Source organism: Exiguobacterium sp. s146, assembly GCF_018618415.1.
Classification (GTDB): Bacteria; Bacillota; Bacilli; order Exiguobacteriales; family Exiguobacteriaceae; genus Exiguobacterium.
This window is the reverse complement of the sequence record NZ_JACSMA010000003.1, coordinates 1-23,869: the sequence shown is the minus strand read 5'-3', so window position 1 is coordinate 23,869 and position 23,869 is coordinate 1. Positions and strand designations below refer to the sequence as shown.

26 protein-coding genes and 10 tRNA genes are annotated in these 23,869 nt (G+C 54.0%); 32 read left to right on the top strand and 4 right to left on the bottom strand.

Annotation, left to right across the window (positions count from 1 at the left end; genetic code table 11):
- The first annotated feature begins 109 nt into the window (after positions 1-109).
- From KNP83_RS10630 to KNP83_RS10620, 3 genes are all read left to right on the top strand, one after another.
- A complete protein-coding gene (locus tag KNP83_RS10630) occupies positions 110-1,045 on the top strand; it encodes an alpha/beta hydrolase (protein WP_214762438.1) in 936 nt (311 codons plus the stop codon).
- 66 nt (positions 1,046-1,111) lie between these two features.
- Positions 1,112-1,711 (top strand): histidine phosphatase family protein, encoded by a 600-nt coding sequence (locus KNP83_RS10625; RefSeq protein ID WP_214762437.1) that lies wholly within the window; start codon positions 1,112-1,114, stop codon positions 1,709-1,711.
- Positions 1,712-1,721: 10 nt separating this feature from the next.
- Positions 1,722-2,198 (top strand): DUF456 domain-containing protein, encoded by a 477-nt coding sequence (locus KNP83_RS10620; protein ID WP_214762436.1) that lies wholly within the window; start codon positions 1,722-1,724, stop codon positions 2,196-2,198.
- Positions 2,199-2,272: 74 nt separating this feature from the next.
- Here KNP83_RS10620 and KNP83_RS10615 read toward each other — a convergent pair whose 3' ends face one another.
- On the bottom strand, positions 2,273-2,746 hold the full coding sequence (locus tag KNP83_RS10615) for a YwpF family protein (RefSeq protein ID WP_021068164.1): 474 nt from the start codon (positions 2,744-2,746) through the stop codon (positions 2,273-2,275).
- 114 nt (positions 2,747-2,860) lie between these two features.
- Between KNP83_RS10615 and KNP83_RS10610 the strand changes: the two genes are divergently transcribed.
- Positions 2,861-3,163 (top strand): hypothetical protein, encoded by a 303-nt coding sequence (locus KNP83_RS10610; RefSeq protein ID WP_131471580.1) that lies wholly within the window; start codon positions 2,861-2,863, stop codon positions 3,161-3,163.
- A 36-nt stretch (positions 3,164-3,199) separates the two neighbouring features.
- On the opposite strand, the gene KNP83_RS10605 is transcribed toward KNP83_RS10610, so the two are convergent.
- The gene (locus KNP83_RS10605; protein ID WP_214762435.1) at positions 3,200-4,645 is read right to left on the bottom strand and encodes a nicotinate phosphoribosyltransferase; all 1,446 of its coding nucleotides are present in this window, start codon (positions 4,643-4,645) and stop codon (positions 3,200-3,202) included.
- Positions 4,646-4,667: 22 nt separating this feature from the next.
- Positions 4,668-5,201, bottom strand: coding sequence for a cysteine hydrolase family protein (locus tag KNP83_RS10600; protein WP_214762434.1), 534 nt, complete (start codon positions 5,199-5,201; stop codon positions 4,668-4,670).
- 142 nt (positions 5,202-5,343) lie between these two features.
- On the opposite strand from KNP83_RS10600, the gene KNP83_RS10595 reads away from it, so the two are divergent.
- The 10 genes from KNP83_RS10595 to argF all read left to right on the top strand — a co-directional run bounded on the left by KNP83_RS10595 (position 5,344) and on the right by argF (position 15,712).
- Entirely contained in the window at positions 5,344-5,619 is a 276-nt protein-coding gene (locus KNP83_RS10595; RefSeq protein ID WP_131471574.1) for a 4a-hydroxytetrahydrobiopterin dehydratase, read from the top strand.
- On the top strand, positions 5,612-6,094 hold the full coding sequence (locus KNP83_RS10590) for a hypothetical protein (RefSeq protein ID WP_251139337.1): 483 nt from the start codon (positions 5,612-5,614) through the stop codon (positions 6,092-6,094). The genes KNP83_RS10595 and KNP83_RS10590 overlap by 8 nt, the downstream gene beginning before the upstream one ends.
- Before the next feature lie 33 nt (positions 6,095-6,127).
- A complete protein-coding gene (locus tag KNP83_RS10585; protein WP_214762433.1) occupies positions 6,128-6,445 on the top strand; it encodes a hypothetical protein in 318 nt (105 codons plus the stop codon).
- 147 nt (positions 6,446-6,592) lie between these two features.
- Positions 6,593-7,618 (top strand): N-acetyl-gamma-glutamyl-phosphate reductase, encoded by a 1,026-nt coding sequence (gene argC / locus KNP83_RS10580; RefSeq protein WP_214762432.1) that lies wholly within the window; start codon positions 6,593-6,595, stop codon positions 7,616-7,618.
- 13 nt (positions 7,619-7,631) lie between these two features.
- Complete coding sequence (argJ, locus tag KNP83_RS10575; RefSeq protein ID WP_214762431.1) at positions 7,632-8,849, top strand: bifunctional glutamate N-acetyltransferase/amino-acid acetyltransferase ArgJ; 1,218 nt, start codon at positions 7,632-7,634, stop codon at positions 8,847-8,849.
- On the top strand, positions 8,846-9,625 hold the full coding sequence (argB, locus tag KNP83_RS10570) for an acetylglutamate kinase (RefSeq protein WP_214762430.1): 780 nt from the start codon (positions 8,846-8,848) through the stop codon (positions 9,623-9,625). Before argJ ends, argB begins: the two co-directional genes overlap by 4 nt.
- Positions 9,585-10,730, top strand: coding sequence for an aspartate aminotransferase family protein (locus tag KNP83_RS10565; RefSeq protein ID WP_214762429.1), 1,146 nt, complete (start codon positions 9,585-9,587; stop codon positions 10,728-10,730). The genes argB and KNP83_RS10565 overlap by 41 nt, the downstream gene beginning before the upstream one ends.
- A complete protein-coding gene (locus KNP83_RS10560; protein WP_214762428.1) occupies positions 10,727-11,776 on the top strand; it encodes a carbamoyl phosphate synthase small subunit in 1,050 nt (349 codons plus the stop codon). Before KNP83_RS10565 ends, KNP83_RS10560 begins: the two co-directional genes overlap by 4 nt.
- Positions 11,769-14,789 carry a carbamoyl-phosphate synthase (glutamine-hydrolyzing) large subunit gene (carB, locus tag KNP83_RS10555; RefSeq protein ID WP_214762427.1) on the top strand — a complete coding sequence of 1,007 codons (3,021 nt, stop codon included), beginning with the start codon at positions 11,769-11,771 and terminating at the stop codon, positions 14,787-14,789. The genes KNP83_RS10560 and carB overlap by 8 nt, the downstream gene beginning before the upstream one ends.
- Entirely contained in the window at positions 14,786-15,712 is a 927-nt protein-coding gene (gene argF, locus KNP83_RS10550; protein ID WP_214762426.1) for an ornithine carbamoyltransferase, read from the top strand. Before carB ends, argF begins: the two co-directional genes overlap by 4 nt.
- Before the next feature lie 48 nt (positions 15,713-15,760).
- On the opposite strand, the gene KNP83_RS10545 is transcribed toward argF, so the two are convergent.
- Positions 15,761-16,486, bottom strand: coding sequence for a rhomboid family intramembrane serine protease (locus tag KNP83_RS10545; protein WP_214762425.1), 726 nt, complete (start codon positions 16,484-16,486; stop codon positions 15,761-15,763).
- A 63-nt stretch (positions 16,487-16,549) separates the two neighbouring features.
- Between KNP83_RS10545 and acpS the strand changes: the two genes are divergently transcribed.
- From acpS to KNP83_RS10455, 18 genes are all read left to right on the top strand, one after another.
- The gene (gene acpS, locus KNP83_RS10540) at positions 16,550-16,927 is read left to right on the top strand and encodes a holo-ACP synthase (RefSeq protein WP_214762424.1); all 378 of its coding nucleotides are present in this window, start codon (positions 16,550-16,552) and stop codon (positions 16,925-16,927) included.
- Positions 16,905-17,981 carry an alanine racemase gene (alr, locus tag KNP83_RS10535; protein ID WP_214762423.1) on the top strand — a complete coding sequence of 359 codons (1,077 nt, stop codon included), beginning with the start codon at positions 16,905-16,907 and terminating at the stop codon, positions 17,979-17,981. The genes acpS and alr overlap by 23 nt, the downstream gene beginning before the upstream one ends.
- A gap of 129 nt (positions 17,982-18,110) precedes the next feature.
- A complete protein-coding gene (locus KNP83_RS10530; protein WP_021068181.1) occupies positions 18,111-18,389 on the top strand; it encodes a hypothetical protein in 279 nt (92 codons plus the stop codon).
- 5 nt (positions 18,390-18,394) lie between these two features.
- Positions 18,395-18,745, top strand: coding sequence for a type II toxin-antitoxin system PemK/MazF family toxin (locus tag KNP83_RS10525; RefSeq protein WP_029596222.1), 351 nt, complete (start codon positions 18,395-18,397; stop codon positions 18,743-18,745).
- 139 nt (positions 18,746-18,884) lie between these two features.
- Positions 18,885-19,211 carry an STAS domain-containing protein gene (locus KNP83_RS10520; protein WP_131471548.1) on the top strand — a complete coding sequence of 109 codons (327 nt, stop codon included), beginning with the start codon at positions 18,885-18,887 and terminating at the stop codon, positions 19,209-19,211.
- Positions 19,208-19,684, top strand: a complete 477-nt coding sequence (gene rsbW, locus KNP83_RS10515) for an anti-sigma B factor RsbW (RefSeq protein ID WP_029596221.1) — start codon at positions 19,208-19,210, stop codon at positions 19,682-19,684. Before KNP83_RS10520 ends, rsbW begins: the two co-directional genes overlap by 4 nt.
- Positions 19,650-20,450 (top strand): RNA polymerase sigma factor SigB, encoded by an 801-nt coding sequence (sigB, locus tag KNP83_RS10510; RefSeq protein WP_016510526.1) that lies wholly within the window; start codon positions 19,650-19,652, stop codon positions 20,448-20,450. Before rsbW ends, sigB begins: the two co-directional genes overlap by 35 nt.
- A 75-nt stretch (positions 20,451-20,525) precedes the next feature.
- Complete coding sequence (locus tag KNP83_RS10505) at positions 20,526-22,652, top strand: Tex family protein (RefSeq protein WP_214762687.1); 2,127 nt, start codon at positions 20,526-20,528, stop codon at positions 22,650-22,652.
- A 209-nt stretch (positions 22,653-22,861) separates the two neighbouring features.
- Positions 22,862-22,936 (top strand) — tRNA-Asn (locus KNP83_RS10500).
- Between the two features lie 9 nt (positions 22,937-22,945).
- A tRNA-Ser gene (locus KNP83_RS10495) sits at positions 22,946-23,037 on the top strand.
- A 27-nt stretch (positions 23,038-23,064) separates the two neighbouring features.
- Positions 23,065-23,139, top strand: a tRNA-Glu gene (locus KNP83_RS10490).
- A 6-nt stretch (positions 23,140-23,145) separates the two neighbouring features.
- Positions 23,146-23,221 (top strand) — tRNA-Val (locus KNP83_RS10485).
- Between the two features lie 23 nt (positions 23,222-23,244).
- A tRNA-Asp gene (locus KNP83_RS10480) sits at positions 23,245-23,320 on the top strand.
- A gap of 7 nt (positions 23,321-23,327) precedes the next feature.
- Positions 23,328-23,399, top strand: a tRNA-Gln gene (locus tag KNP83_RS10475).
- Between the two features lie 10 nt (positions 23,400-23,409).
- A tRNA-Lys gene (locus KNP83_RS10470) sits at positions 23,410-23,485 on the top strand.
- Positions 23,486-23,516: 31 nt separating this feature from the next.
- Positions 23,517-23,604, top strand: a tRNA-Leu gene (locus KNP83_RS10465).
- 4 nt (positions 23,605-23,608) lie between these two features.
- Positions 23,609-23,685, top strand: a tRNA-Arg gene (locus KNP83_RS10460).
- 10 nt (positions 23,686-23,695) lie between these two features.
- Positions 23,696-23,772: transfer RNA gene (locus KNP83_RS10455), tRNA-Ile, on the top strand.
- Positions 23,773-23,869 lie beyond the last annotated feature (97 nt).

Genomic DNA, 23,869 nt, shown 5'->3' with positions numbered 1-23,869 from the left:
CGAGTTATATTATAGGGGGCGAATCCGTGCACGTCAAGTCCGACTTCAGATGGATGGTTTTTCGAGAAAAAGGGAATATGATTAAAAAAAGAACGAGGAGTGGATGTATATGAGAAAGGAGACCGCCTGGTTCGTTGGTGGGGCGGCGCTCGCGGCCGCCACGGCAGCTGGAGCCAGCGTATGGAACCAGTATGGATCGCTCGTGCGTTGGCAAGAGCCCGAGTTACCGGTGCGTCCTTCGACCCGTAAACGCCGGACGCACACGTACAAGATTGTCGACGACCGTCCGCTCCAGTTTGACGTGTATTATCCGCCAGGGGATGGACCGTTCCCGGTCGCAGTGTATGCCCATGGGGGAGCGTTCGTGCGCGGGAATCGAGGGATGGTGACGTTGTTCCATCCGTTGCTCGACCATTTTCTTGCCAAAGGGTTCGCGGTCATCAGCATCGACTATCGGCTGTTCGAGGATGGGGTCTATTTCCCGGACAACATCATCGACGTCTCCGATGCGCTCTGTTATCTGAAACAGCATGACGGTCTGCTCAACTTGGACATCAACCGGTTAATCGTCTGGGGCGACTCGGCCGGTGCGGCACTCGTCTTAGCGACGGCGCTCGATCGAAGCAAACAGTTCACCGGTGAGCTTGGAGATGACGTCCCGCCAATCAAAGGAGTCATTGCGCTCTATCCGCCGACGAACTTCTTATTGTTCAAGTTCATCCAGACGTGGCTCGCGCATTTGAAGTTTTATGAGGGCAGCCGCGAGGCGTGGCGTGAACTGATGGTGAAGTGCTCTCCGGTCACGCATCTCTATGACGATGCCCCGCCCATCCTCATCTTGCACGGAAAGAAAGACCCGATCGTCCCGTTCGGACAGGCGCTCCACTTCGTCGAACATGCGAGTGAGGTCGGTGCGAACGTGCAGTTGATTTCCTTCCCGAACGGGACGCATTCGTTGGCGAGCTTCCTCCAATCCGACAACCCAATCAAAGAGACGCAGCTCATGGCCCGCATCGATCGTTTCATCGATGACGCGATGATGTGACGTTGCGCTTTTGCGCAAAGATGGTACGATGGGGTAGGATTTAGGAATCAAAAAGGAGTGACTCGCGTGACAGAACTATGCTTGGTCCGACATGGTCAGACCGATTGGAACTTTCAAGAAATCATTCAAGGACGGGAAGACATTCCGCTCAACGCACTCGGACATCGGCAGGCCGAAGAGAGTGCGGCCTTTTTAAGTCAAGAATCGTGGGACGTCATCGTGGCGAGCCCGTTGTCGCGGGCCGTCGATACGGCGCGTTACATCGCGGAGGCGTGCGGCATCGACGAAGCACACATCATTCAAGACGAACGTTTCATCGAGCGTGAATTCGGGGCAGCATCGGGAAAACCGGTACCGGGCATTTATGAGGCTGTTCAAGCCGATGACCAAGACCGTGTCCCTGGTCTCGAGTCCGAAGACGAGATGCGCGCCCGCGTCTTGAGTGGCATGCATGACATCGTCGAGACACATGCCGGAAAACGTGTCATCGTCGTCTGTCATTCGCATGCGATTAAAGCCGCGCTATCGGCAATCGATGACACGTATACGTTCCGCCATGCGATGCGCAACGCCTGCTCGAACTATATTGAACATCAAGATGGTCAGTTCGTGGTCAAGGCGGTCAATGTCGCCGACCATATTACGAATGTGATCGTCGCAAAGTGAGGAGAAGCTCATGACGACATTGCTCTGGATTTTCATCATCGCATCATTTGTTGTCGCGTTCGCAGGATTGATTTATCCGGTCATTCCGAGCGTCCTGTTCTTATTCATCGGTTATGTGATTTACGGCTTCGGCTTCTCATTCGAGCCGCTCACATGGACGTTTTGGCTCTGGCAGAGTTTGTTCTTGATTTTCTTGTTCGTGGTCGACTATATCGTCACCCGGGCTACGGTCGATAAACGTGGCGGTTCGGAACGGGCGAAATGGGGGGCGACGATCGGGTTGATTGCAGGACCATTCATCTTCCCGCTCGTCGGGGTGCTCATCTTCCCGTTCATCTTCGCATTTTTAGCGGAACTCACGCTCGGGAAGTCAACGCGTGAAGCATGGAGTATCGGTGTTGGGACCGTCCTTGCTTTCCTCGGCAGCACGATGCTCAAAGTCGTCGGGATGACGATGATGGTCATCTTGTTTTTCATCTACATCTGAGGCGAAGAAATTTCTTCGCCTTTTTGGGTTGAGAGTTTTATAAAAACGGGGAAAGAAAAACAAGACCGTTCGACTTATTCGAACGATCCTGTCTTGACGAGCTGTGTGAAGGCGGAACGGCTGAACGATTGCTGCTGTTCGACTTGTTTTTCGAAGAAGGACGGTTTAAGTTCGGCGTTGGCCACGCCTTCGGAAATCAACGAATCGAGCACTTGCTTGGTCGGATCTTGTTTTGGCATCAGCATGAGCCCTTCGGCGACGAACGTGTGGTGGTCACTGAGCGAACGCTCGCTCGTGAACGTCAACGCGAGGGCGGCCGGGCGGTTCGCCGGTGACGTGATGACGGCTTCGGCAAGGAGCAGGATTCGCTTATTCAAATAGTGATGAAGCGTGACGGCAAATTCGGTCGGAACGAGCATCTCGAGGAGCCATTCGTTGTCATGCTCTTTCGAGATAATCAACCCATCGAGCAGTTCGACGGGGAGGTTCAACTCGTTGCCATACTCGTCTTGGACGAGGCGAACTTGGACTAGGCGGAACGTTTTCATCGTATCGATCCCTTCCACATTTTCTTTAATCCATCTTAACATAGTCTGGTTCGAAGATTGTGTTACGATAGCGGGGAAGCGAAGTAAAAAAATAGAGGATAAGGAGGCATCAAGATGAGTTGGGTTGTTGGCATAATCGGGTATATCACGATTCTAGCAATCGGTTATTATGGTGTCCTTTTCTTCAAAGTAAAGCAAGAGCGGAGTCGGGCCGGATATCGAATCTTTCTCTTGCTCGCGGGACTGTTCTTCGTGAGCGGGAGTGACTATATCATCGCGTTGTTCCAAGGGGATACGGAAGCGACGTTTTGGCAACGGACCGTTTACTTCATATTGATTTTGATCTCTCTTTCAATCGCACTTTACTTTCGGAGAAAAGAAGATAAAATCCATGCGAACGAGATGACGACAGCATAAACAAGAGGCTACGGAACAAATCCGTAGCCTCTCGTTTTATTTCGGGATCCGTGTTTGACGAATCATCTCGAGTTTTAAGTCCCAGAGCGGTTTGCTGAATGTGACCGAGTACACTTCCGGCAAGCGGAGACGTTTGTACTCTTCCCATAGACCGTTCATCTGTTCGTGATGATACGCGCGAATCTCTTTCGCGTTCGGCAAGTCATAGACGCGTTCGCCGTCTTGGAAAATCGGGACGAGCAAACGTTTGACGCTAAAGTTGCGTGTCTTGATCCGGAACGCCGGGTCGCGGACGTCAATCAAGTCGATCTCGTTATACGTTTCGACCGGCTCATCAGCCAGGGCGATATAATCCCCTTTGAATTTCCCGGTCTCGTTATCGATGATGCGATACAATTCTTTCTTGTGCGGCGTCGTCGTCTTCACTTTCGAAGACGAGACTTTGATGACCGGCTTCAGCTTCCCGTCGGCGCCTTCGCGGGCGACGAGCTTGTATACCATGCCGAGTGCGGGCTGTTCATACGCCGTGATGCCGCGCGTCCCGACGAGGAACGTGTCGGCTTCAGCGCCCTGCATCCGCAAGTCTTGAATGACGTACTCATCGAGGTCGCCTGAGACGACGATTTTGACGTAGTCGAGTCCGGCCGCGTCGAGTGCTTTGCGAGCCCGTTTCGACAAGTAAGCCAAATCGCCCGAGTCGAGTCGGACCGACTTCAAGCGATAGCCTTTTTCCTCGAGTTCCTTGGCGACCGTGATCGCATTCGGGAGACCCGACTTGAGCGTGTCATACGTGTCGATCAACAGGCTCGTGTTGTCCGGATACATCTCGGCGAACGAGCGGAACGCCTCGAGCTCCTCGTCGTGGAACTGAATATCGGCGTGCTCCATCGTTCCCCCGGTCGGGACATCAAAGTCGCGTCCAGCCGAAACCAAACTCGTGACGTCGAAGCCGGCGATATAGGCGGCCCGAGTTCCGTAGTACGCGGCATCGACACCTTGGGCGCGACGGGCTCCGCCTTCAAGCAGCGTCTCATTCGGCGCGGCTTGACGGATGCGTGCGTATTTCGTCGCGATGAGGGACTCGTGGTTGGCAATGTTCAAGAGCGCCGTCTGGAACAGCTTCGCCTCAAAAATCGTCGATTCGATACGGACGACTTGTTCGTTCGGGAAGATGACTTCTCCTTCGCGGACGCTATAGAGCGAGCCGGTGAACTTAAAGTTGCGGAGCACGTCCGCGAACTCGTCCTCGAAGTCGAGTTGCTGTTTCAAATAACGGATGTCCTCTTCCGTGAACGAGACGTTCTCCAAGTAGTGGACGATGTTTTGCAGGCCGGCGAAGACGACGTAGCCTCCGCTGAACGGATTCGAGCGGTAATACAGGTCGAACACAACTTGTTCGTTGTGACGGCCTTGTTTCCAATAAATATACATCCAACGTGGGAGGTATAGATCGGTGTGAAGCGCTAGGTTGCGATGTAACATAATCGTTCCTTTCTGTTTTATGTCACTTCCCGGTCACAGTTGCCCCGAGTGTCGTGACAAAATGTTCGAGCGCCCAATCGTGACCGACTGGGTTGAAGCTTTGGACGGCATCGGCGTGAACGACGATTGTATAGCCGAGGTTGTACGCGTCGACTGCCGTATGGAGCACACAAATATCTGTGCACACACCGACGAGATGGATCTCCGTGATGGCCCGTTCGCGCAAACGCAAATCAAGGTCGGTCCCGGCGAAGGCACTATAGCGTGTCTTATCGATCCAATGGTCGGCCCGGCTCGCCGCGGTTTTTACAGCGCCGTAAAGTTCGCGGCCTTCCGTCCCACGAATGTTATGAGGCGGGAAGAGCGTCGTCTCGGGATGATACGTGTCACCAGCGTCGTGGACATCGTTCGCGACGACGACATAATCCTCGTCGGCAAACTCCTCAATCAACTGGACGATTCGTTCTTCTATGTCTTGCCCTGGTTTTCCACAAGTCAAACGACCCGTGTCTGCGATAAAATCAAACGTGTAGTCGATCACAATCAATGCTCGCATGGTGAGAACTCCTCTCTCATGTAAAGAATAGTTGGCTATCCTTCTTATTCTAAATCATTTTACGTGAAGCGAAAAAGATTATTTTTGATCGCGGTCGGGTACTAGGTGTAAGAAGAACTGTTTGCGAAAGGGGAATCAGCACATGCTGCTGTCATCAACCGAACTGTCAGAGCAACTGTCCCGCTTAAACGGCTGGGACGTTGTCGAAGGGGAGTTACAAAAGACGTATCGACTCGAGACGTTTCCGGAGGCGATTCAATTCGTCCATCTCGTCGCCGATTTGGCTGAGACGCTCGACCATCATCCGAACATCTTAATCGAGTATCGGAACGTCACGTTGACCGTGTCGACGCATGACGAAGGCGGCATCACGGAGAAAGACATCATGCTCGCGAAAGGTTGTGAGGAGCTTGTCTAAGCTATTCATGACATTCGCCTCAGGTACGGTCGCTGAACGATTGCGTCAACAACCCGGCGTCATCGTCGCGAACGGGACAGAAACGATTCTGCTCGCCGAAGGGGACAAGTCCCCGTTCCAGAGTGGAAAGACGTTTCAAATCGAGGAAGCGGAAGGACAATTCGCCCCGAAAGGGAATATTGTCTATGCGAACATTCCGGTCGATTCGAACGCCCGGTCGCTCTTGTTCCATCGTTTGTTGAAAGAAAAGTCACGTTTGGGTTCTGGCCATAGCGGTTTTGCCGCCTATCGGCTCGGTGTCGACCCGGACGACAACCACGGGATTATCTTCATCCAATTCACCGAGGGCGGGAATCGTTTCCGTGATTCGACCGATTACGTCTTGTTCCAAGAATGGCTGAAAGAAGCCGTTGAACAAAAAGGAGCCGGTCCGATCATAAAACACTATGTCGTCGATGGAGCGGATGACCTATAATAAACATAACGTCACGTTAGGGGAGGATTTTTTATGAACAAGAACTACTTCTGGATGGGAATGGCCGCAGGTGCCATCATCGGAGCCGGGGCATCGCTTCTCCACAGAGAGACGCGTGAGCAACAAGTCAGTCAGCTCAAGCATATGAAATCACGACTCAAGTCACACGATACGTCTACACAAGCTCATTCGGTCGGCCTCCAAGCCTCGTCGAAAGCGAGTTTGAAAGATCGCGTCATGGATTTGAAGGCGCTCTATGAAGAGAACCAAGATACGATTCAAAATCTCGTCGAAGACGTGAAAGACTTGGTCGATGCGCTTCAAGACGCTCGTCATAAAAATCAAATCTAATTCATGTTCACGGTCCGGTGCTGTTGCACCGGGCCGTTTTTTTATGCTCCGGCGAGCCTCGCTCTGTTTATTTTGTATAAAAATACAATTGACAGTATAAATATACGTATGTTTTAATCAATTTATTCTTTTAAGGAGGTTCGGCAAATGATCACTTGTGGAATCGTCGGCGTCACGGGGTACGCCGGCATGGAGCTGTTGAAGCTCATCGGGAAGCATCCCGAGTTCACGCTCGTCCGGGCGATGAGCGATTCGAGCGCGGGATTGACGCTCGAAGAACTGTATCCATGGTTAGAAATCGACAATTTGACGCTCGAGCCGTTCCAAGTGGATGCATTGAAGAACATCGACATCATCTTTTTAGCGACGCCGAGTGGGGTGTCAGCGCAATATGTGACGCAGTTGACCGAGTATGAAGGAGTCGTCATCGATTTGAGCGGCGACTTGCGTCTGCCGGCATCGAGCTACGAGACGTGGTACGACAAACCGGCCGTACCGGCATCGCTTCAGGCGCAGGCCGTATACGGATTGACGGAATGGAATCGGGACGTCGTGAAGACGGCGAATTGGATTGCCAATCCCGGGTGTTACGCCACGGCGGTCGCCCTCGGCTTGTTACCGTTCGTGAACGGCGGTTGGATTGACCCGAACGAAATCATCGTCTCGGCGTGCTCCGGTATCACGGGAGCCGGGAAGGGACTTAGCGCCAAGACGCACCATGCCCGCTCCAACGAGAACGTGCAACTTTATAAAGTTCATACGCATCAACACATCCCAGAGATTGAACAGACGCTCCACGCAGTGTCTGGCATCCCAGCGACGGTGTCGCTGTCGACACATCTGCTGCCAATCAATCGGGGCATCATGGCGACGATGAGTGTCGTGCCGACAGTCATGCAGAGCGAGGCGGACTGGGTGCACGTGTTGGATGAGACGTATGCGGACGAACCGTTCATCCGGGTGCAACAAGGCGAACCGGAGATTCGGACGGCCGTCGGCTCGAACTACTGTGACATCTGGGTGTACGCCGATGCACGGACAAACCGGTTGACCATCGTCTCGGTCATCGACAACATGCAAAAAGGTGCGGCCGGACAAGCGATTCAAAACGCGAACGTCCGCTTTGGGATAAACGAAACAGCCGGGTTGAATGAACAGCCCCAATACATATAAGGAGGTCAAACGGATGATTGAAACAACGATTAGCCCTGTCGTCCATGTCGTCACGCCGAAAGGGTTTCAAGCGTGCGGCGTCCACGCCGGGTTGAAACGAAAACGTAAAGATTTGGCGTTGCTAGTCTGCGAACAGCTGGCCAGCGCCGCCGCGGTCTATACGACGAACCAGTTCCAAGCGGCGCCGATTCAAGTGACAAAAGAATCGCTTCTTGCGACGAGCGGGAAGATTCGTGCCGTCCTAATCAACAGCGGGAACGCCAACGCCTGCACCGGTCCGCAAGGGCTCGAGGACGCGTATGCGATGCGCGACAAAGCGGCCGAACATATCGGGGTCAAACCGGAAGAAGTGGCGATTGCCTCGACAGGTGTCATCGGTCAACCGTTACCGATGGAGACGCTCTTGAGCGGCATCGACTTGCTTGAACCGATCAAAGAAGAGACGGGCGCGGAGTCGTTCGCAGAAGCGATTTTGACGACCGATACGGGAACGAAATGTACGGGCGTTGAGTATACCGAAGGTGATGCCACCGTGACGATTGCAGGTGTGGCCAAAGGTTCGGGGATGATTCATCCGAACATGGCGACGATGCTCGGCTTTATCACGACCGATGCCGTCATTGCGCCCGACGTCTTGCAACGCGCGCTGAAACAAAGCGTGGACGCCTCGTTTAACAGCATCACCGTCGACGGGGACAGTTCGACGAACGATATGGTGCTCGCGTTGGCGAGCGGATTGGCCGAGATGGACGAAATCATCGAAGACACACCCGCCTATGATCGCTTCCGCCAAGCGTTGACCGACGTGTGCACGGATCTCGCCAAGGCGATTGCCCGGGACGGGGAAGGGGCGACGAAACTGATTGAGGTCGAGGTCGTCGGGGCGAAGACGGATGAGGCGGCTCGAATGATTGCGAAACAAGTCGTCGGTTCGTCGCTCGTGAAGACGGCCGTCTATGGACAAGATGCGAACTGGGGACGCATCATCGCCGCCATCGGTGCCTCGGAGCAACCGATTGACGTGAACCATGTCGATATCCGTATCGGGTCACAGCACGTCCTGATGGAAAGTGCGCCGGTCTGGTTCGATGAGGCGCTCGCGACAGAAGAGATGGGACAAGACGTCGTCTCGATTCACATCCGCTTGCAGGACGGGTTAGGGCAAGGTCAGGCGTATGGCTGCGATTTGACCTACGATTACGTCAAAATCAATGCGAGTTACCGGACATGAGACAGCGGAAAATCGTCAAACTCGGCGGGAGCGTCTGGGACACGCTCCATCCGGACTATTTTAAGGAATGGAAGGCGTGGCTTGATGCCGGGCACGAACTCGTGCTCATCCATGGGGGTGGACCGGCGTTGTCGGCGTACTGTGCGTTGCAACAGATCGAGCGGGTATTCCGAGACGGGCGTCGCGTCACGACCGCGGACGTGTTGACGGGGGCCGAGCGTGTGCTCGCGGGGGAGATGCAGACCGAAATCGTCGCTGCTCTCGGGCGTCATGACATTCAAGCCGTCGGTCTCTCGGGTGTGGACGGACAGACGTTGACCGGAAAGCAATTGGTGGAACTCGGAGCGGTCGGCGAAGTCGACCAGGTCGAGACGGGCTTGTTCGAGCTGTTGCTCGCGAATCGCTACGTGCCCGTCGTGACGTCACTCTTACAAGGACCGGAAGGCACGTTGAATTGTAACGGAGATGACTGTGCAATTGCGGTCGCCGTGGCGTTACAGGCCGATCGTTTTGAAATGATCACTGACGTACCGGGTATTCGCATCGATGGGACGTTCCGTCAAACGCTCACGCGTGAAGACATCGAAACGGCCATCGCGTCGGGTCAAATTTATGGGGGCATGATTCCAAAGACCGATGCGCTCCTAGGCGCTTTAACAGGAGGTATTGAAGTCGCCGTCATCCGTGACGGCAAGCAACCGGATCATCCCGGGACAACACTACAGGAGGTGCATCATGCATTCACTACTACCGACATACGGACAGCGACTTATTGAAATCGAACAGGCGAGCGGCTCTTACGTGACCGATACGGCCGGTAACCGGTATCTCGACTTCGTCATGGGCATCGCCGTCTGTGGGACGGGCCATCGTCATCCGCACGTGAGTCAAGCGCTCGAGGCGCAGCTGCAAAAAGTGTGGCACACCTCGAACCTGTACAACATCAGCGGACAAGCTCGCGTCGCTGAGACGCTCGTGTCAGGTACGCATTTGACGCATGCGTTTTTCTGTAACAGCGGGACCGAGGCGAACGAAGGGGCGTTCAAATTGATTCGGAAATGGACGAACAAGACGAAAATCGTGACGTTCACGAAATCGTTCCACGGTCGCTCGTTCGCGATGCTCGGGGCGACTGGACAAGACAAGGTCAAAGCCGGGTTCGGGCCGATGGTGGCCGATTTTGTGCACGCCCCGTTCAACGACATGGACGCGCTCAAGATGATTGACGAGGAGACGGCTGCGGTCTGGCTCGAAATCGTCCAAGGCGAGGGCGGGGTCGTCGTCGCTGACACGGCATGGCTCGAAGCGCTTCAAGCGAAAGCAACCGAGCATGGTGTCAAAATCGTCGTCGACGAGGTGCAGACCGGGATTGCCCGAACAGGTACCCGTTTCGCGTTTGAACAGACACCGCTTAAGCCGGACGTCGTCACGCTCGCGAAAGGGCTCGGTAGTGGTTTTCCCGTCGGAGCGATTTTGACAGCGGCGGGTGCGGAGCACGTCTTCACGGCTGGTAGTCACGGTTCGACGTTCGGCGGCAATCCGCTCGCGATGGCCGCGGCGGAAGCGACGCTCGACATCTTGTTCGAGGCGGACGCACTTGCCCATGTCAATGCGATGGGCACGCGATTACGAGCGGGCTTGGAACAATTTGTCGACGGAGAGACGTTCACCGAGGTGCGTGGACTCGGCTTGATGCTCGGGCTCGTTGCGACGCAACCGATCGCGACGTGGATTGAACAGTTGCGAGACGCTGGCCTTTTGGTCGTCGCGGCAGGTTCGGACGTGATCCGTTTCTTGCCGTCTTTACTGGTTACAGAAGCCGAAGTGGATGAGGCGCTCGCCATCATTCAGCACGTGATTACAAAGGAGATGGTGTCATGACGGGGACAGTGACGTTACAAAGCGGTCAACAGTTCAACGGGACGTGGGAGACGAGTGCACGCTCGGCGAAAGGGGAGGTCGTATTTTTCACTGGGATGACTGGTTATCAAGAAGTGTTGACCGATCCGTCGTACGCCGGTCAAATAGTCGCGTTCACGTATCCGCTCATCGGGCAATATGGACTCGATGCTGGAGCCTCGGAGAGTGCAGACATTCAAGTGGCGGGCGTGCTCGTCCAGACGCTAGCTGGGAACGGGGCGGCGACCGACTTGAAAGACTGGCTCGAACAGTCGGGTGTGCCCGTACTTTCTGATATCGACACACGTTCGCTCGTCCATGCGCTCCGTGAACACGGGGATCAATGGGGTGTGATGACTTCTGAAATCGAGACATCGTTTGACGGGGATTTACATCAAATCACCGAGACCGTTTCGACGCCAAGTCATGTGCGTCACGGTGATGGGGTGAACGGACATATCGTCTGCCTGGATTTCGGCGTGAAGGCGTCGATGGTCCAAGCGATGGTGGAGCGGGGCTACACGGTGACGGTCGTTCCGTTCGATACGACAGCCGCCCAAGTCCATGCGCTCGCACCGACCGGCATTCTCGTGTCGAACGGTCCGGGAGACCCGCGGGATTTGGTCGATTATCTCGACAATGTTCGTGAAGTGGCACTGGCGTATCCGACACTCGGCATTTGTATGGGACATCAACTGCTCGCGCTCGCGTTCGGGTGTGCGATTGAAAAACAGACGTACGGACACCGCGGATCCAACCATCCGGTCCGAAACGTCCAGACGGGTGAAGTGTGGATGACGTCGCAAAACCATGGGTACGTCGTCACAAGGGATAGTTTAGAAGCGACGCCGCTCGAACTATTGTTTGAGAACGTGAACGATCTGTCGGTCGAAGGGACGTTGCACCGGACCGCTCCGATTCTATCGGCCCAGTTCCATCCGGAGGCCAGTCCGGGACCGAAGGAAGCGCAAGCCATCTTTGATCGCTTTGACGAAATGATTCAGCAAGGGGTGAACGTCTATGCATAAAAAAGTACTCGTCATCGGTTCGGGCCCGATTATTATCGGTCAAGCGGCCGAGTTTGACTATTCAGGTACACAGGCGTGCCAAGCGCTTCGAGAAGCTGGTTGTGAGGTCGTGCTCTTCAATTCGAACCCGGCCACGATTATGACCGATCCCGGTTTGGCTGACCACACATACATCGAGGCGATGACGTTAGAGAAGGCCGAGTTGATTATCGAGGCGGAACGACCGACCCACTTGCTCGCCACGGTCGGTGGGCAGACCGCGCTCAATTTGGCGCTCGCTTTGGATGAGGCCGGCGTGCTCGAACGATACGGCATCTCTCTCCTCGGGACGTCGCTCGAGACGATTCGTGACGGGGAGGACCGCGAACGGTTCAAGCAGAAGATGAACGAACTCGGGGAGCCGCTCCCGGTTAGCACGACCATCGAATCTATTGAGGCCCTTGACGGCTTTATCGCCGAGACAGGCATCCCGCTCATCGTCCGTCCGGCGTTCACACTCGGCGGTACTGGCGGCGGGATTGCCGAGACGATCGATGCGGCATACACGCTTGCGAAACGTGGTCTCGAAGCGAGTCCCATCTCGCAGTGTTTGATCGAGCAGAGCATCGCCGGTTACAAAGAGTTCGAGTATGAGGTCATGCGTGACGCGAACGGGACGTGCATCATCGTCTGCAATATGGAAAACATTGACCCGGTCGGTGTCCATACAGGAGATTCGGTCGTATTCGCCCCGGCCCAGACGTTGTCGGATGCGATGCATCAGACGTTGCGGAGCGCCGCGTTCCGAATCGTGTCGGCACTCGGTGTCGTCGGCGGATGTAACATTCAGTTCGCCGTCCATCCAACGGAAGACGCCTATTACGTGATTGAAGTGAATCCGCGCGTCTCGCGCAGTTCGGCACTCGCGTCGAAGGCGACCGGGTATCCGATTGCGAAGATTGCGACCCGTCTCGCGCTCGGCGAACGACTCGACGATTGCATCAACCCGGTGACGAACGGGACGATGGCGAGCTTCGAACCGGCCCTCGATTATGTGACGGCGAAAGTGCCGACGTTCCCGTTCGATTTGTTCAGCGGGACGGACCGGACGCTCGGACCGCAGATGAAAGCGACCGGGGAAAGCATGGCGATGGGCAAAACGCTTGAAGAGGCATTGCAGAAAGCGTGGCGCGGGGCCGGTGTCGAGCAGAGTCCGCTCTATCCGAGTTGGATGGCAACCGCTGATGAAGACGCGCTATACGCTGAAATTTCGGCTCCGACCGATCGTCGTCTTCTGGCGTGTCTCGCGCTACTTGACCGGGGCATCGCCACGGTGTCACAACTTGAAGCGCTGACGGGCATCGCCTCCCACTTCTTGACGATGTTCGACAGACTTGTCACAACGACTAACTTGGATTTGTCCACGCCAGCGAACCTGCTACAAGCGAAACGGTTCGGCTTCACCGATGCCCAAATTGCGAAGCAGCTGAACGTCACAGCCGGAGCGGTCGCATCGATGCGGCTAGAACACGACATCTATCCGGTCTATCAGATGATTGATACGTGTGCCGCCGAGTTCGAGAGTCGGACGCCATACTTTTACGGGACGTGGCACGGGACGTCTGAAGTCGTGCCGAGTGAGCGACCGAAAGTCGCCATCATCGGGTCTGGTCCGATTCGGATCGGGCAGGGCATTGAGTTCGATTACAGTTCGGTGCATGCGGTCTGGGCGCTTCAAAAGCTCGGGGTCGAGACGATTATGATCAACAACAATCCAGAGACGGTGTCGACCGACTTCACGGTCGCCGACAAACTGTACGTCGAACCGTTGACGATTGAAGATGTCGTACATGTGTTGGAAGCCGAAGGATGTCAGGACGTGTTGATTCAGTTCGGCGGTCAGACCGGGATTGCGCTCGCGCATGCGTTAGAAGACAAAGGATATCGCCTGCTCGGTGCCTCGGCTGATGTCATCGATCAAATGGAGGATCGGGATCGGTTCTATCAGTTCCTCGACGGGATCGGTGTGGCGCATATCCCTGGAGAAGAGGTCGGGTCAGCCGACGCGTTATCGTCCGCAATCAATCGTCTTGGCTACCCATGTGTCGTTCGTCCTTCCTACGTCATCGGTGGGAAAGGGATGTACATCATCCGGACGAATGAGGACTTGGTGCGGATCGCCTCGAGTTTGAACTATCCACTGCTCGTCGACGCGTATATCGATGGGCGTGAGCTTGAGGTCGACTGTGTCACCGACGGGAAGACCGTTTACGTCCCAGCCTTGCTCGAACAGATTGAGGCAGCAGGTGTCCATTCGGGCGATTCGACGATGATTCTACCACCGGTCAATACGTCCCTCGCGCAACAAGCCGAGATGGAAACCATCGTTCAAACGATTGGACAAGCACTCACATATCGAGGGGCACTCAATATCCAATTTGTCTTGAAAGACGACATCATTTACGTGCTCGAAATCAATCCACGAGCCTCGCGAACGGTCCCGATCGTCAGTAAAGTGACCGGGGAACCGCTCATCGAATGGGCGACGCTCGCGGCGTTTGGACATGAGTTGGCAACCGTCGTCCCGGACGCACGTCCGGTCTGGAACGGCTATGCCATCAAGACACCGGTGTTCTCGAGTTTGAAATTGCCGGGCGTCGACCCGCTCACTGGACCGGTCATGCGTTCGACCGGAGAGACATTCCAATTCAGCATGACCCCTTACGTGTCGGAACGGTTCTGTTACGATGCGACGACGACGCGCGTCATGAACCGGAAGCACACGGTGTACGGTGAAGGGTGGGCCTCATATGGGGATGCGCCGCTCGATGAGACGATTGAGTTCCAAAACGTGTCGGTCCTCTTCTCGAACGCGCCAGAAGAACAAGTGGCACGTGAGGCGGCGGTCCGAAACGGCGTCCATGTCATTTCGGAGATACATCTCGCCGAGTACTATCAACAAGCGATGCAAGCGGAACCGATGTCGGTCCGTTCACTTCAAACGATGCAGACAGGAGAGGGACTACCATTATGACGACGAAAACAATCAATCATCTACTGACACTCGAGGAACTGACTCCGTCCGCACTCGACGACTTGCTTGCACTTGCGGCCGAAGTGAAACGACAGCCGGAAGCGTTCCAATCCGCGCTCGCCGGCAAGAAAGTGGCGCTCTTGTTTGAGAAGGCGTCGACCCGGACCCGGATGTCGTTCGAGGTCGGTGTCGTCGAACTCGGCGGTTATCCGCTGTTCTTGAGCAGCAGTGACTTACAAATCGGACGTGGAGAACCGCTGACGGATACGATTCAAGTGATGAGCCGCTATGTCGACGCGCTCATGATTCGGACGTACGCCCACGAGACGGTCGAGACGCTCGCTTCGGCAGGCTCGATTCCAATCATCAACGGCCTGACCGATTCCCATCACCCGTGCCAAGTGCTCGCCGACTTGTTGACGGTTGAGGAAATGTTCGGCACGAGATCAGGAAAAACGTTGACGTATATTGGCGATGGGAACAACATGGCCCATTCGCTCATGATCGGGGGCGCACTCAGCGGGATGCATATCCGTATCGCCTCGCCGGAAGCGTATACGGTCGAGCCCGGCATTTTCGAACGGGCGAACGAACTCGCGGCGACGACCGGAGGCAGCGTCACACTTTGGCAAGACCCGATCGCTGCGGCCTCGGGGGCGGACGTCATCTACACAGATGTGTTCGCGAGCATGGGACAAGAGGAAGAGGCGGCGGAACGGTTGACGCAGTTCGCGACGTTCCAAGTCGATGCCGCGCTCATGCAGCAAGCGAAGTCAGAGGCGATTTTCCTGCACTGCCTTCCGGCCCACCGCGGCGAAGAAGTGACGGCCGACGTCATCGACGGTCCGCAGTCGGTCGTGTTCGATCAAGCCGAGAATCGCCTACATGCCCAAAAGGCGCTCATGATCACCTTGCTCGCCTAACCAAAAAGAGAGGATTCGCCTCAGCGGCGAATCCTCTCTTTATTGCTGTCATAAGAAGCGGGCGAACAGACCGAACACGGCCAGTCCGACAATCACATAGAAAATCCATTTGCCCTCACCCGTATGAATGATCGGTGGGGCATACTTGCGGGGCTTGTACTTGCCGTACCGGAGCGGACGCGAGTACGGGACCGCGAACCGCGAGAGCGGAATCGCGAGCAAGAACCCGGCCAAGAAGCCGTACACATGTCCCCAGAGCGACACGTTCGCACCGATGAGCGTGAACACGGCGCTGATGGCGACGAAGATATAGACGAGCCGCGCGTCCTGGCTATAGATGAGCGTCCGGCGGAACCGGCCGATGTACACGTAGAAGCCGAGAATCGCTAAAATCGCACCTGACGCACCGGCCTGTAGATAAAACAGTTCGCTCACGGTGAAGAACGTCAACAAGTTGGCGAGCACACCGGCGACGATATAAAACACGGCGAATTTGATGTGACCGACCATGCGCTCCATGGCAGGTCCGAAGATAATCAAAGCGAACGAGTTGAATAGCAGATGGCCGAGTCCGAGATGGATGAAGTTGGCCGTCAACAGACGGTACCATTCCCCTTGGGCGAGCGCGAGATGGAACGAGCCGCCGAGCGCGACGATTCGGAGGTCGGGCACCAAAGAATCGATGACAAACACGAGCAGTTGGATTACAATGAACAGCGTTACGAGCGGATATGCCCGTATGAACGTTTGAACATTCTCAGTACGACTAAACATAGCATCACCTCTTTCCTTAATTGTATAAGGAAACGAGTGGAAAAGGGAAGGAGCGAGTGTCCTGTGATTGTGGGAATCGGAATCGATATCGTCGAGCTCGAGCGGATTGCCCGCTCCATCAAGAACGACCGTTTCGTCGCGCGTCTGTTGACCGACGCCGAGTGGGCGCTCGCGGATGCCTATCCGGAACAGCGCCGCATCGAATTCATCGCCGGACGGTTTGCGGCGAAAGAAGCGTATGCCAAAGCGGTCGGGACCGGTATTGCCCGGGGCCTGTCGTGGCGACACATTGAAATTTTACCGGACGAGATGGGACGCCCTTGCATGACGGCGCCTCACCCGGGCCGGATTCATATGAGTATTAGCCATAGTGAGCAGTACGCTGTGGCCCAAGTTATTATCGAAGAGGGGGATCACGATGTTTCGTCCAAGTTGGATTGAAATTGATCGGACGGCAATCAAGCATAACGTAATCGAAATCAAAAAACGGATCCCGCAAGCGCTCATGGCCGTCGTCAAAGCGAACGCTTACGGACATGGAGCCATCGAAGTCGCGAACATCGCGCTCGAGAACGGAGCGACGATGCTCGGCGTCGCCTTGCTTGAAGAAGCCATCGAGCTCCGAGAGGCTGGGGTTGAAGCACCGATTCTCGTCATGGAAGCCCAATTCCCAGAATATGCGGGTGTCGCGGCCGAGCATGATGTGACGTTGTCCGTCTTTTCGGCCGACTGGTTGCGCGAGGCGAGCGCGTATTTGACTGATCGTCCGCTCACTGTCCATGTGAAAGTCGATACTGGGATGGGTCGTCTTGGTCTGCGGACCCGCGCCGAACTTGATGCGCTTCTCGAGGCGGCCGATGACCGCGTCGTCATTGAAGGCATCTATACGCATTTCGCGACGGCGGACGAGCCGGACAGCCAGTTGTATTATGACCAACAGGACCGATTCGCTCAATTGATGGACGGCCTCCATTCGCGATTCCGGTATATTCATACGTCGAACTCGGCCGGAGCGATTCGTATGGCGGGACAAGACGTGCCGTATAACTTGGTCCGCGTCGGGATCGCGCTCTATGGATTGTATCCGTCGGCCGAGATGGCTTCCTTCTATTCATTTTTGCGCCCGGCGTTCACGTTGAAGAGCAAGCTCATGCAAGTGAAGCAGCTCGAGGCCGGACAGACGATCAGCTACGGGGCGACGTATACGACGAGCGAAGACGAGTGGATTGGCACCGTGCCGGTCGGATATGCCGACGGCTGGATCCGCAAAGCGAGCGGCTTCGAAGTCGACGTCAACGGACATCGTTGTCCGATTGTCGGCCGTGTCTGTATGGACCGCTTCATGGTGAGGCTTCCGGAAGAGGTTCCGGTTGGGACCGTCGTCACGCTCATCGGCGGACCGGTCGCGATTGATGAACTGGCCACACATCTTGAGACGATTAACTATGAAGTCGTCTGCCAATTGACGAGCCGTCTCCCGAGACGTTATGTGTAAAGCGGAAAACGTGTGAAATTATCTGAATTCTTTCGGGAATCCTCTATATTTTCCCAAACTCGCGTGTTATATTGGTAAAGAACGCGGGAAGATTTCCGCCAGTCATTGAAACGATTCTGGAGGTGTAAGATGTTGAAACAGCGAACTGCGGGTGCTTTAGCGTCCGTTCCAGATCGGTTCTCGCAACATGTGGGTCCGATTTCGATGAAAGATCGTGAATCATTGTCATTGAACGATGTAGTGACGTACTTGTCCAAAGAAATTGCTGATCGACAACAAACACTGCGCGAAGAATTGGCGAGAGGCTATCAAGAGATGGCCGCGTTTAATTTGAATATGGCAGAAGAGATGCTGATGATTGAGACGGAAGCCGAACATGCTCTCTTACGTCAAGTAAGCGGGGTGTGAGCGGAGTGATCGTAAAGCGTGGTGACGTGTTTTATGCGAATCTGTCGCCCGTAGTCGGTTCAGAGCAAGGTGGAGTTCGTCCGGTTCTCGTCATTCAAAACGATATCGGCAATCGCTTTAGCCCGACCGTCATTGTCGCTGCGATTACGGCTCAGATCCAGAAAGCAAAACTGCCGACTCATGTTGAGGTATATCAAGTCAAACATGGTCTCGAACGAGATTCCGTGATTTTGCTTGAACAGATCCGAACAATTGATAAGCGTCGTCTGACAGATAAAGTCACTCATCTCGATGATGAGACGATGCACAAAGTTGACCGAGCGCTAGAGATTAGTTTGGGATTAATCCCTCTCTAGCTTACATATAAGGAAACCGATACATGGGTATCGGTTTTTTTTCAAAGAAATCTTAAAAAATAGTTTAGAATTCTGTAAAACGGGAATTTTGATTAATCGTACTCAATTTTTCTGTACGCACATTAGGAGGGAATATACGATGGATTTAGCGATTCGCGAGCAAGTCATTGGAGATCAATTACACCTTTACGTATCCGGAGAAGTGGATACATATACCGCACCAAAATTGAAGGAAGTCTTGCACCCGGCCATTACGGAACAAGATGTTACCGTTCATTTGGATGAAGTGGACTATATGGATTCAACTGGACTCGGCGTATTTGTCGGTGCCCTTAAAATTGCCAAACGTAACGAGAAAGAGTTGTCGCTCGTCGGCGTCACTGACCGCGTCAACCGTCTCTTTGAATTGACAGGACTTCACAAATTGCTTTCAATCAATACAAACGTAAGAGGTGGCACGCAATGAGTAACATCGAACAGACGGTGATGACGTTCCCGGCCAAACCGGAGTATGTCGGTGTGGTCCGTTTAGTCGTCTCAGGAATCGCTAACCGTATGGGATATACGTACGACGAGATCGAAGATATTAAAATCGCGGTCTCGGAAGCCTGTGGCAATGCTGTTCAACATGCCTATGAAGATCAAGAGGGTGAAGTGAAGCTCACGTGCGGCGTCTATGAAGATCGTCTCGAAATGACGATTGAAGACTCGGGCAAAACATTTGCCGACGACGTGAAACGCCAAGCGGCGCCAGTCGAAGAGACGGCTGAAATCGAATCGCTTCACGAAGGAGGACTCGGTCTTTTCCTCATTGAAGCCTTAATGGATGACGTCTCGATCAACAAGGACAATGGTGTCAAGGTGACGATGACGAAACTCCTTAATAGGGACGAGGTGGATCAGAGTGCCAGCAAAATCTCAACAACGCCATCACAGTGATGATGAAGTATTAGAGTGGATTGAGCGGTATCAACAGGACGATCAAAATGAAGAAGTCCAAATGCTCCTCATCAACCGCTACTCGGATCTCGTCGAGGCGCTCGCGCGAAAGTTTTCGCGAGGCCGGGCCATTCATGACGATCTCGTTCAAGTCGGGATGATCGGATTGCTCGCTGCTCTCCGCCGTTTCGACCCTGAGTTTGGACGCAGTTTCGAATCATTCGCCGTTCCGACGATTATCGGTGAAATCAAGCGTTTTATCCGCGACAAGACGTGGAGCGTCCACGTTCCACGCCGAATTAAAGAGCTCGGACCGAAAATCAAGAAGACGGTTGAAGAATTGACGACCGAATTGCAACGTTCACCACGCATCGATGAGATCGCCGATTACCTCGGTGTTTCAGATGAAGAGATTCTCGAGACGCTTGAAATGGGGAAAAGCTATCAAGCCCTTTCCGTCGACAGCTCAATCGAAGCGGACAACGAAGGTTCGACAGTCACGCTCCTCGACCTCGTCGGGAGCCAAGAACGTGGCTACGAATCGGTCGACCAGCGTCTCATCCTTGAAAAAGCGTTCAGTGTCTTGAACGAACGAGAACAGGCGATTTTAGAATGCGCCTATTACAAAAACATGAGCCAAAAAGAGACGGGTGAGCTCCTTGGGATTTCGCAGATGCACGTGTCGCGCTTGCAGCGTCGTGCGCTCGAGAAATTACGCGAGGCCATCAAAGTCCCGCTCAATGAAGTATTCTCAAACGATGACTAAACGGTCATCGTTTTTTTGTCGTCTCCGCGTGAGTTTGCTACACTTCAAGAGAGAAGAGAAAAGGAAGTGATTCGATTGATTACGAAAGTCGCAAAAGATTTGAAGTTGAAGACGAGTCAAGTCGAGACGGTGCAACAGCTTGCCGCGGACGGAGCGACGATTCCGTTCATGGCCCGGTACCGCAAGGAAATGACCGGGAATCTCGATGAAGTGGAAATCAAAGCGATCCTCGACGCCTTACAATATGAAGAGAGCTTGCAAAAACGTAAGACGGACGTCCTTGCCAAACTTGAAGAACTCGAGAAGGCGACACCAGAGTTGACCCGTGCGCTTGAAGCGGCGACGAGCCTGCAACAAGTCGATGACATCTACCTACCGTATCGTCCGAAGCGACGGACGAAAGCCGAACAAGGACGGGAGAAAGGGCTCCAACCGCTCGCTGACTGGTATCGCCAACCAACACCGTACTCAGTGACCGAAGCGCAGTCGTTAACGGGGGACCTTTCTCTTGAAGAAGCGCTTCCGTTCGTGCAATCGATTATTGGAGAAGAGTGGGGCGAAGTGGCGACGCTTCGACAATCGCTCCGTACACGAGTCCGGAAAGAAGCACTCCTTCGTTCACAGAAGAAAAAACAGGCGGAAGACGAGAAAGAGGTATTCGCCCAGTATTACGAATATGAAGAAAAAATCGCGGGGATCGTCCCGCATCGAATCCTCGCCTTGAACCGTGGAGAGCGCACGGATGTGTTACAAGTGAAAATCGTCTTTGACGAGACGGGCTTTATGCGACAAGCGCTCGGTAAATTCGACCGCTTGCCGACGGAGAAACGTGAACTCGTTACCCTCGCCGTGAAGGATGCTTTCAAGAAGTCGGTATTCCCGGCAATCGAACGTGAGGTTCGGAGTGAGTTGACCGAGACGGCTGAAGAGCAGGCCATCGACGTATTCTCTAAAAACTTGAAACAGCTTTACATGCAACCGCCGCTTCGGGAGGTCGTTGTTCTAGGAATCGACCCGGCCTATCGTACCGGTTGTAAATGGGCCGTCGTCAATGAAATCGGGAAAGTCGAAGAAGTCGGTGTTTTCTATCCGACGGCACCGAAGCACGATGTCGCCGGCTCAGAGAAAGTGTTGACGTCGCTCGTGAAGCGGTACCCGATCTCGGTCATCGTCATCGGGAATGGGACCGCATCCCGTGAGACGGAGCAGTTCGTATCGACTTGGCTGAAAAAAGCGGAACGAGAAATTGCATACGCCATCGTCAACGAGGCGGGGGCAAGTGTCTATTCTGCCTCAGAGATTGCCCGGTCTGAATTCCCGGAATTGAAAGTAGAGGAACGTTCAGCCGTTTCAATCGCTCGACGCATTCAAGATGCGATGGCGGAACTCGTCAAAGTCGACCCGCAGTCTGTCGGCGTCGGACAATATCAACACGACGTCAGTCAGAACAAGTTGAAAGGGTCGCTCGAGTTCGTGGTTGAGAGTGTCGTCAACATGGTCGGTGTCGATGTGAACCGGGCTTCGGAATCACTGCTCACATATGTATCCGGGTTGAATAAGACGACAGCCAAGAACATCGTGGCGTACCGCGACGAAAACGGGCGCTTCGATACACGGAAAGAAATCAAGAAAGTACCACGGCTTGGGGCCAAGGCGTATGAACAAGCGGCCGGCTTCTTACGGATCACGAACGGGAGCGATGTGCTCGACCAGACGGAGATTCACCCAGAGAGTTATAAACTGACACTCTCTCTATTGAAGGAACTCGGTGTTTCAAAGCAAGCGGTCGGCACGGCTGAACTGCGAGATCGATTGAAGACGGTCGATGCCAAAGCATTGAGTGAGAAGCTGGATGCTGGATTGCCGACGGTCGAAGATATCTTGAAATCGCTCGCGAAGCCAGGGCGTGACCCGCGCGAAGATATTCAGAAGCCGTTACTTCGGACGGACGTTATGAACTTGGAAGACCTTCAAGTCGGGATGGAGTTCCAAGGGACGGTGCGAAACGTTATCGATTTTGGGGCGTTCGTTGATATCGGGGTGAAGCAAGACGGACTTGTCCATATTTCGAAATTGTCGAATCGCTACGTGAAGCATCCGCTTGATGTCGTTGCAGTCGGTGATATCGTCACCGTATGGATTGAACAAGTGGACGCCAATCGTGGACGGATCAGTCTCACGATGTTGGAGCCGAAAGGTTAAATAAGAAGGAACTAGCACCGAGCAAAATGTTTTTCATTTTGCTCGGGTTTTTTTATGAAAAAGTGTTGACGGTCTATTCTGCCCGTGCTATCTTATAGAAGTCGCCGAGAGACGACATGGAATATTAAAGCTTTTCTAAAAAAGTGATTGACAGGTTTCTGGTTTGCGGTTACAATTTAAATCGTTACTTCGATAAATTCAAGCAACGTTCCGCAATAGCTCAGTGGTAGAGCAACCGGCTGTTAACCGGTAGGTCGTAGGTTCAAATCCTACTTGCGGAGCCATTTTATTTTGGAGACGTACCCAAGAGGCTATAAGGGGCTCCCCTGCTAAGGGAGTAGGCTGGGAAACCGGTGCGAGGGTTCGAATCCCTCCGTCTCCGCCACTTAAATTTTAGAAAACACATACATCTGGCCCGTTGGTCAAGCGGTTAAGACACCGCCCTTTCACGGCGGTAACACGGGTTCGAATCCCGTACGGGTCACCATCATTCGGAGGATTAGCTCAGCTGGGAGAGCACCTGCCTTACAAGCAGGGGGTCGGCGGTTCGATCCCGTCATCCTCCACCATTTCAAATTTAAGCACGTATAACGGTCTTGTGGTGTAGGGGTTAACATGCCTGCCTGTCACGCAGGAGATCGCGGGTTCAAATCCCGTCAAGACCGCCATTTACGTTGGGCCGTAGCCAAGTGGTAAGGCATCGGATTTTGATTCCGACATGCGAAGGTTCGATCCCTTCCGGCCCAGCTTATAATTTGAGTCATTAGCTCAGTTGGTAGAGCATCTGACTTTTAATCAGAGGGTCGCAGGTTCGAGCCCTGCATGACTCACCATTTTTTATCCCTCGTAACACCTTAATACGCTGCGGTCGTGGCGGAATCGGTAGACGCGCTAGGTTGAGGGCCTAGTGGTGGTTAACACCGTGGAGGTTCAAGTCCTCTCGACCGCACCAATATGCACCCTTAGCTCAGCTGGATAGAGCGTTAGACTACGAATCTAAAGGCCGGGAGTTCGAATCTCTCAGGGTGCACCATTTTTATTATGGGCCTATAGCTCAGCCGGTTAGAGCGCACGCCTGATAAGCGTGAGGTCGGTGGTTCGAGTCCACTTAGGCCCACCATTTAAACTGACGAACTTTGAAAACTGAACGATGAGGCAAAAATAAGTTTTACAATTTTTGAATGAAGCGCAAGCTTCGTCATTTTCAAGAGCTATAT

Coding starts and splice junctions, on each gene's coding strand:
- KNP83_RS10585 (WP_214762433.1), top strand. CDS start 6,128: ATGAACAAGAACTACTTCTGGATGGGAATGGCCGCAGGTGCCATCATC.
- KNP83_RS10605 (WP_214762435.1), bottom strand. CDS start 4,645: ATGTTACATCGCAACCTAGCGCTTCACACCGATCTATACCTCCCACGT.
- argC (WP_214762432.1), top strand. CDS start 6,593: ATGATCACTTGTGGAATCGTCGGCGTCACGGGGTACGCCGGCATGGAG.
- carB (WP_214762427.1), top strand. CDS start 11,769: ATGCATAAAAAAGTACTCGTCATCGGTTCGGGCCCGATTATTATCGGT.
- rsbW (WP_029596221.1), top strand. CDS start 19,208: ATGAGTAACATCGAACAGACGGTGATGACGTTCCCGGCCAAACCGGAG.
- KNP83_RS10600 (WP_214762434.1), bottom strand. CDS start 5,201: ATGCGAGCATTGATTGTGATCGACTACACGTTTGATTTTATCGCAGAC.
- KNP83_RS10560 (WP_214762428.1), top strand. CDS start 10,727: ATGACGGGGACAGTGACGTTACAAAGCGGTCAACAGTTCAACGGGACG.
- KNP83_RS10595 (WP_131471574.1), top strand. CDS start 5,344: ATGCTGCTGTCATCAACCGAACTGTCAGAGCAACTGTCCCGCTTAAAC.
- KNP83_RS10565 (WP_214762429.1), top strand. CDS start 9,585: ATGCATTCACTACTACCGACATACGGACAGCGACTTATTGAAATCGAA.
- KNP83_RS10530 (WP_021068181.1), top strand. CDS start 18,111: ATGTTGAAACAGCGAACTGCGGGTGCTTTAGCGTCCGTTCCAGATCGG.
- KNP83_RS10545 (WP_214762425.1), bottom strand. CDS start 16,486: ATGTTTAGTCGTACTGAGAATGTTCAAACGTTCATACGGGCATATCCG.
- KNP83_RS10620 (WP_214762436.1), top strand. CDS start 1,722: ATGACGACATTGCTCTGGATTTTCATCATCGCATCATTTGTTGTCGCG.
- KNP83_RS10610 (WP_131471580.1), top strand. CDS start 2,861: ATGAGTTGGGTTGTTGGCATAATCGGGTATATCACGATTCTAGCAATC.
- argJ (WP_214762431.1), top strand. CDS start 7,632: ATGATTGAAACAACGATTAGCCCTGTCGTCCATGTCGTCACGCCGAAA.
- argB (WP_214762430.1), top strand. CDS start 8,846: ATGAGACAGCGGAAAATCGTCAAACTCGGCGGGAGCGTCTGGGACACG.
- argF (WP_214762426.1), top strand. CDS start 14,786: ATGACGACGAAAACAATCAATCATCTACTGACACTCGAGGAACTGACT.
- KNP83_RS10615 (WP_021068164.1), bottom strand. CDS start 2,746: ATGAAAACGTTCCGCCTAGTCCAAGTTCGCCTCGTCCAAGACGAGTAT.
- alr (WP_214762423.1), top strand. CDS start 16,905: ATGTTTCGTCCAAGTTGGATTGAAATTGATCGGACGGCAATCAAGCAT.
- KNP83_RS10520 (WP_131471548.1), top strand. CDS start 18,885: ATGGATTTAGCGATTCGCGAGCAAGTCATTGGAGATCAATTACACCTT.
- KNP83_RS10630 (WP_214762438.1), top strand. CDS start 110: ATGAGAAAGGAGACCGCCTGGTTCGTTGGTGGGGCGGCGCTCGCGGCC.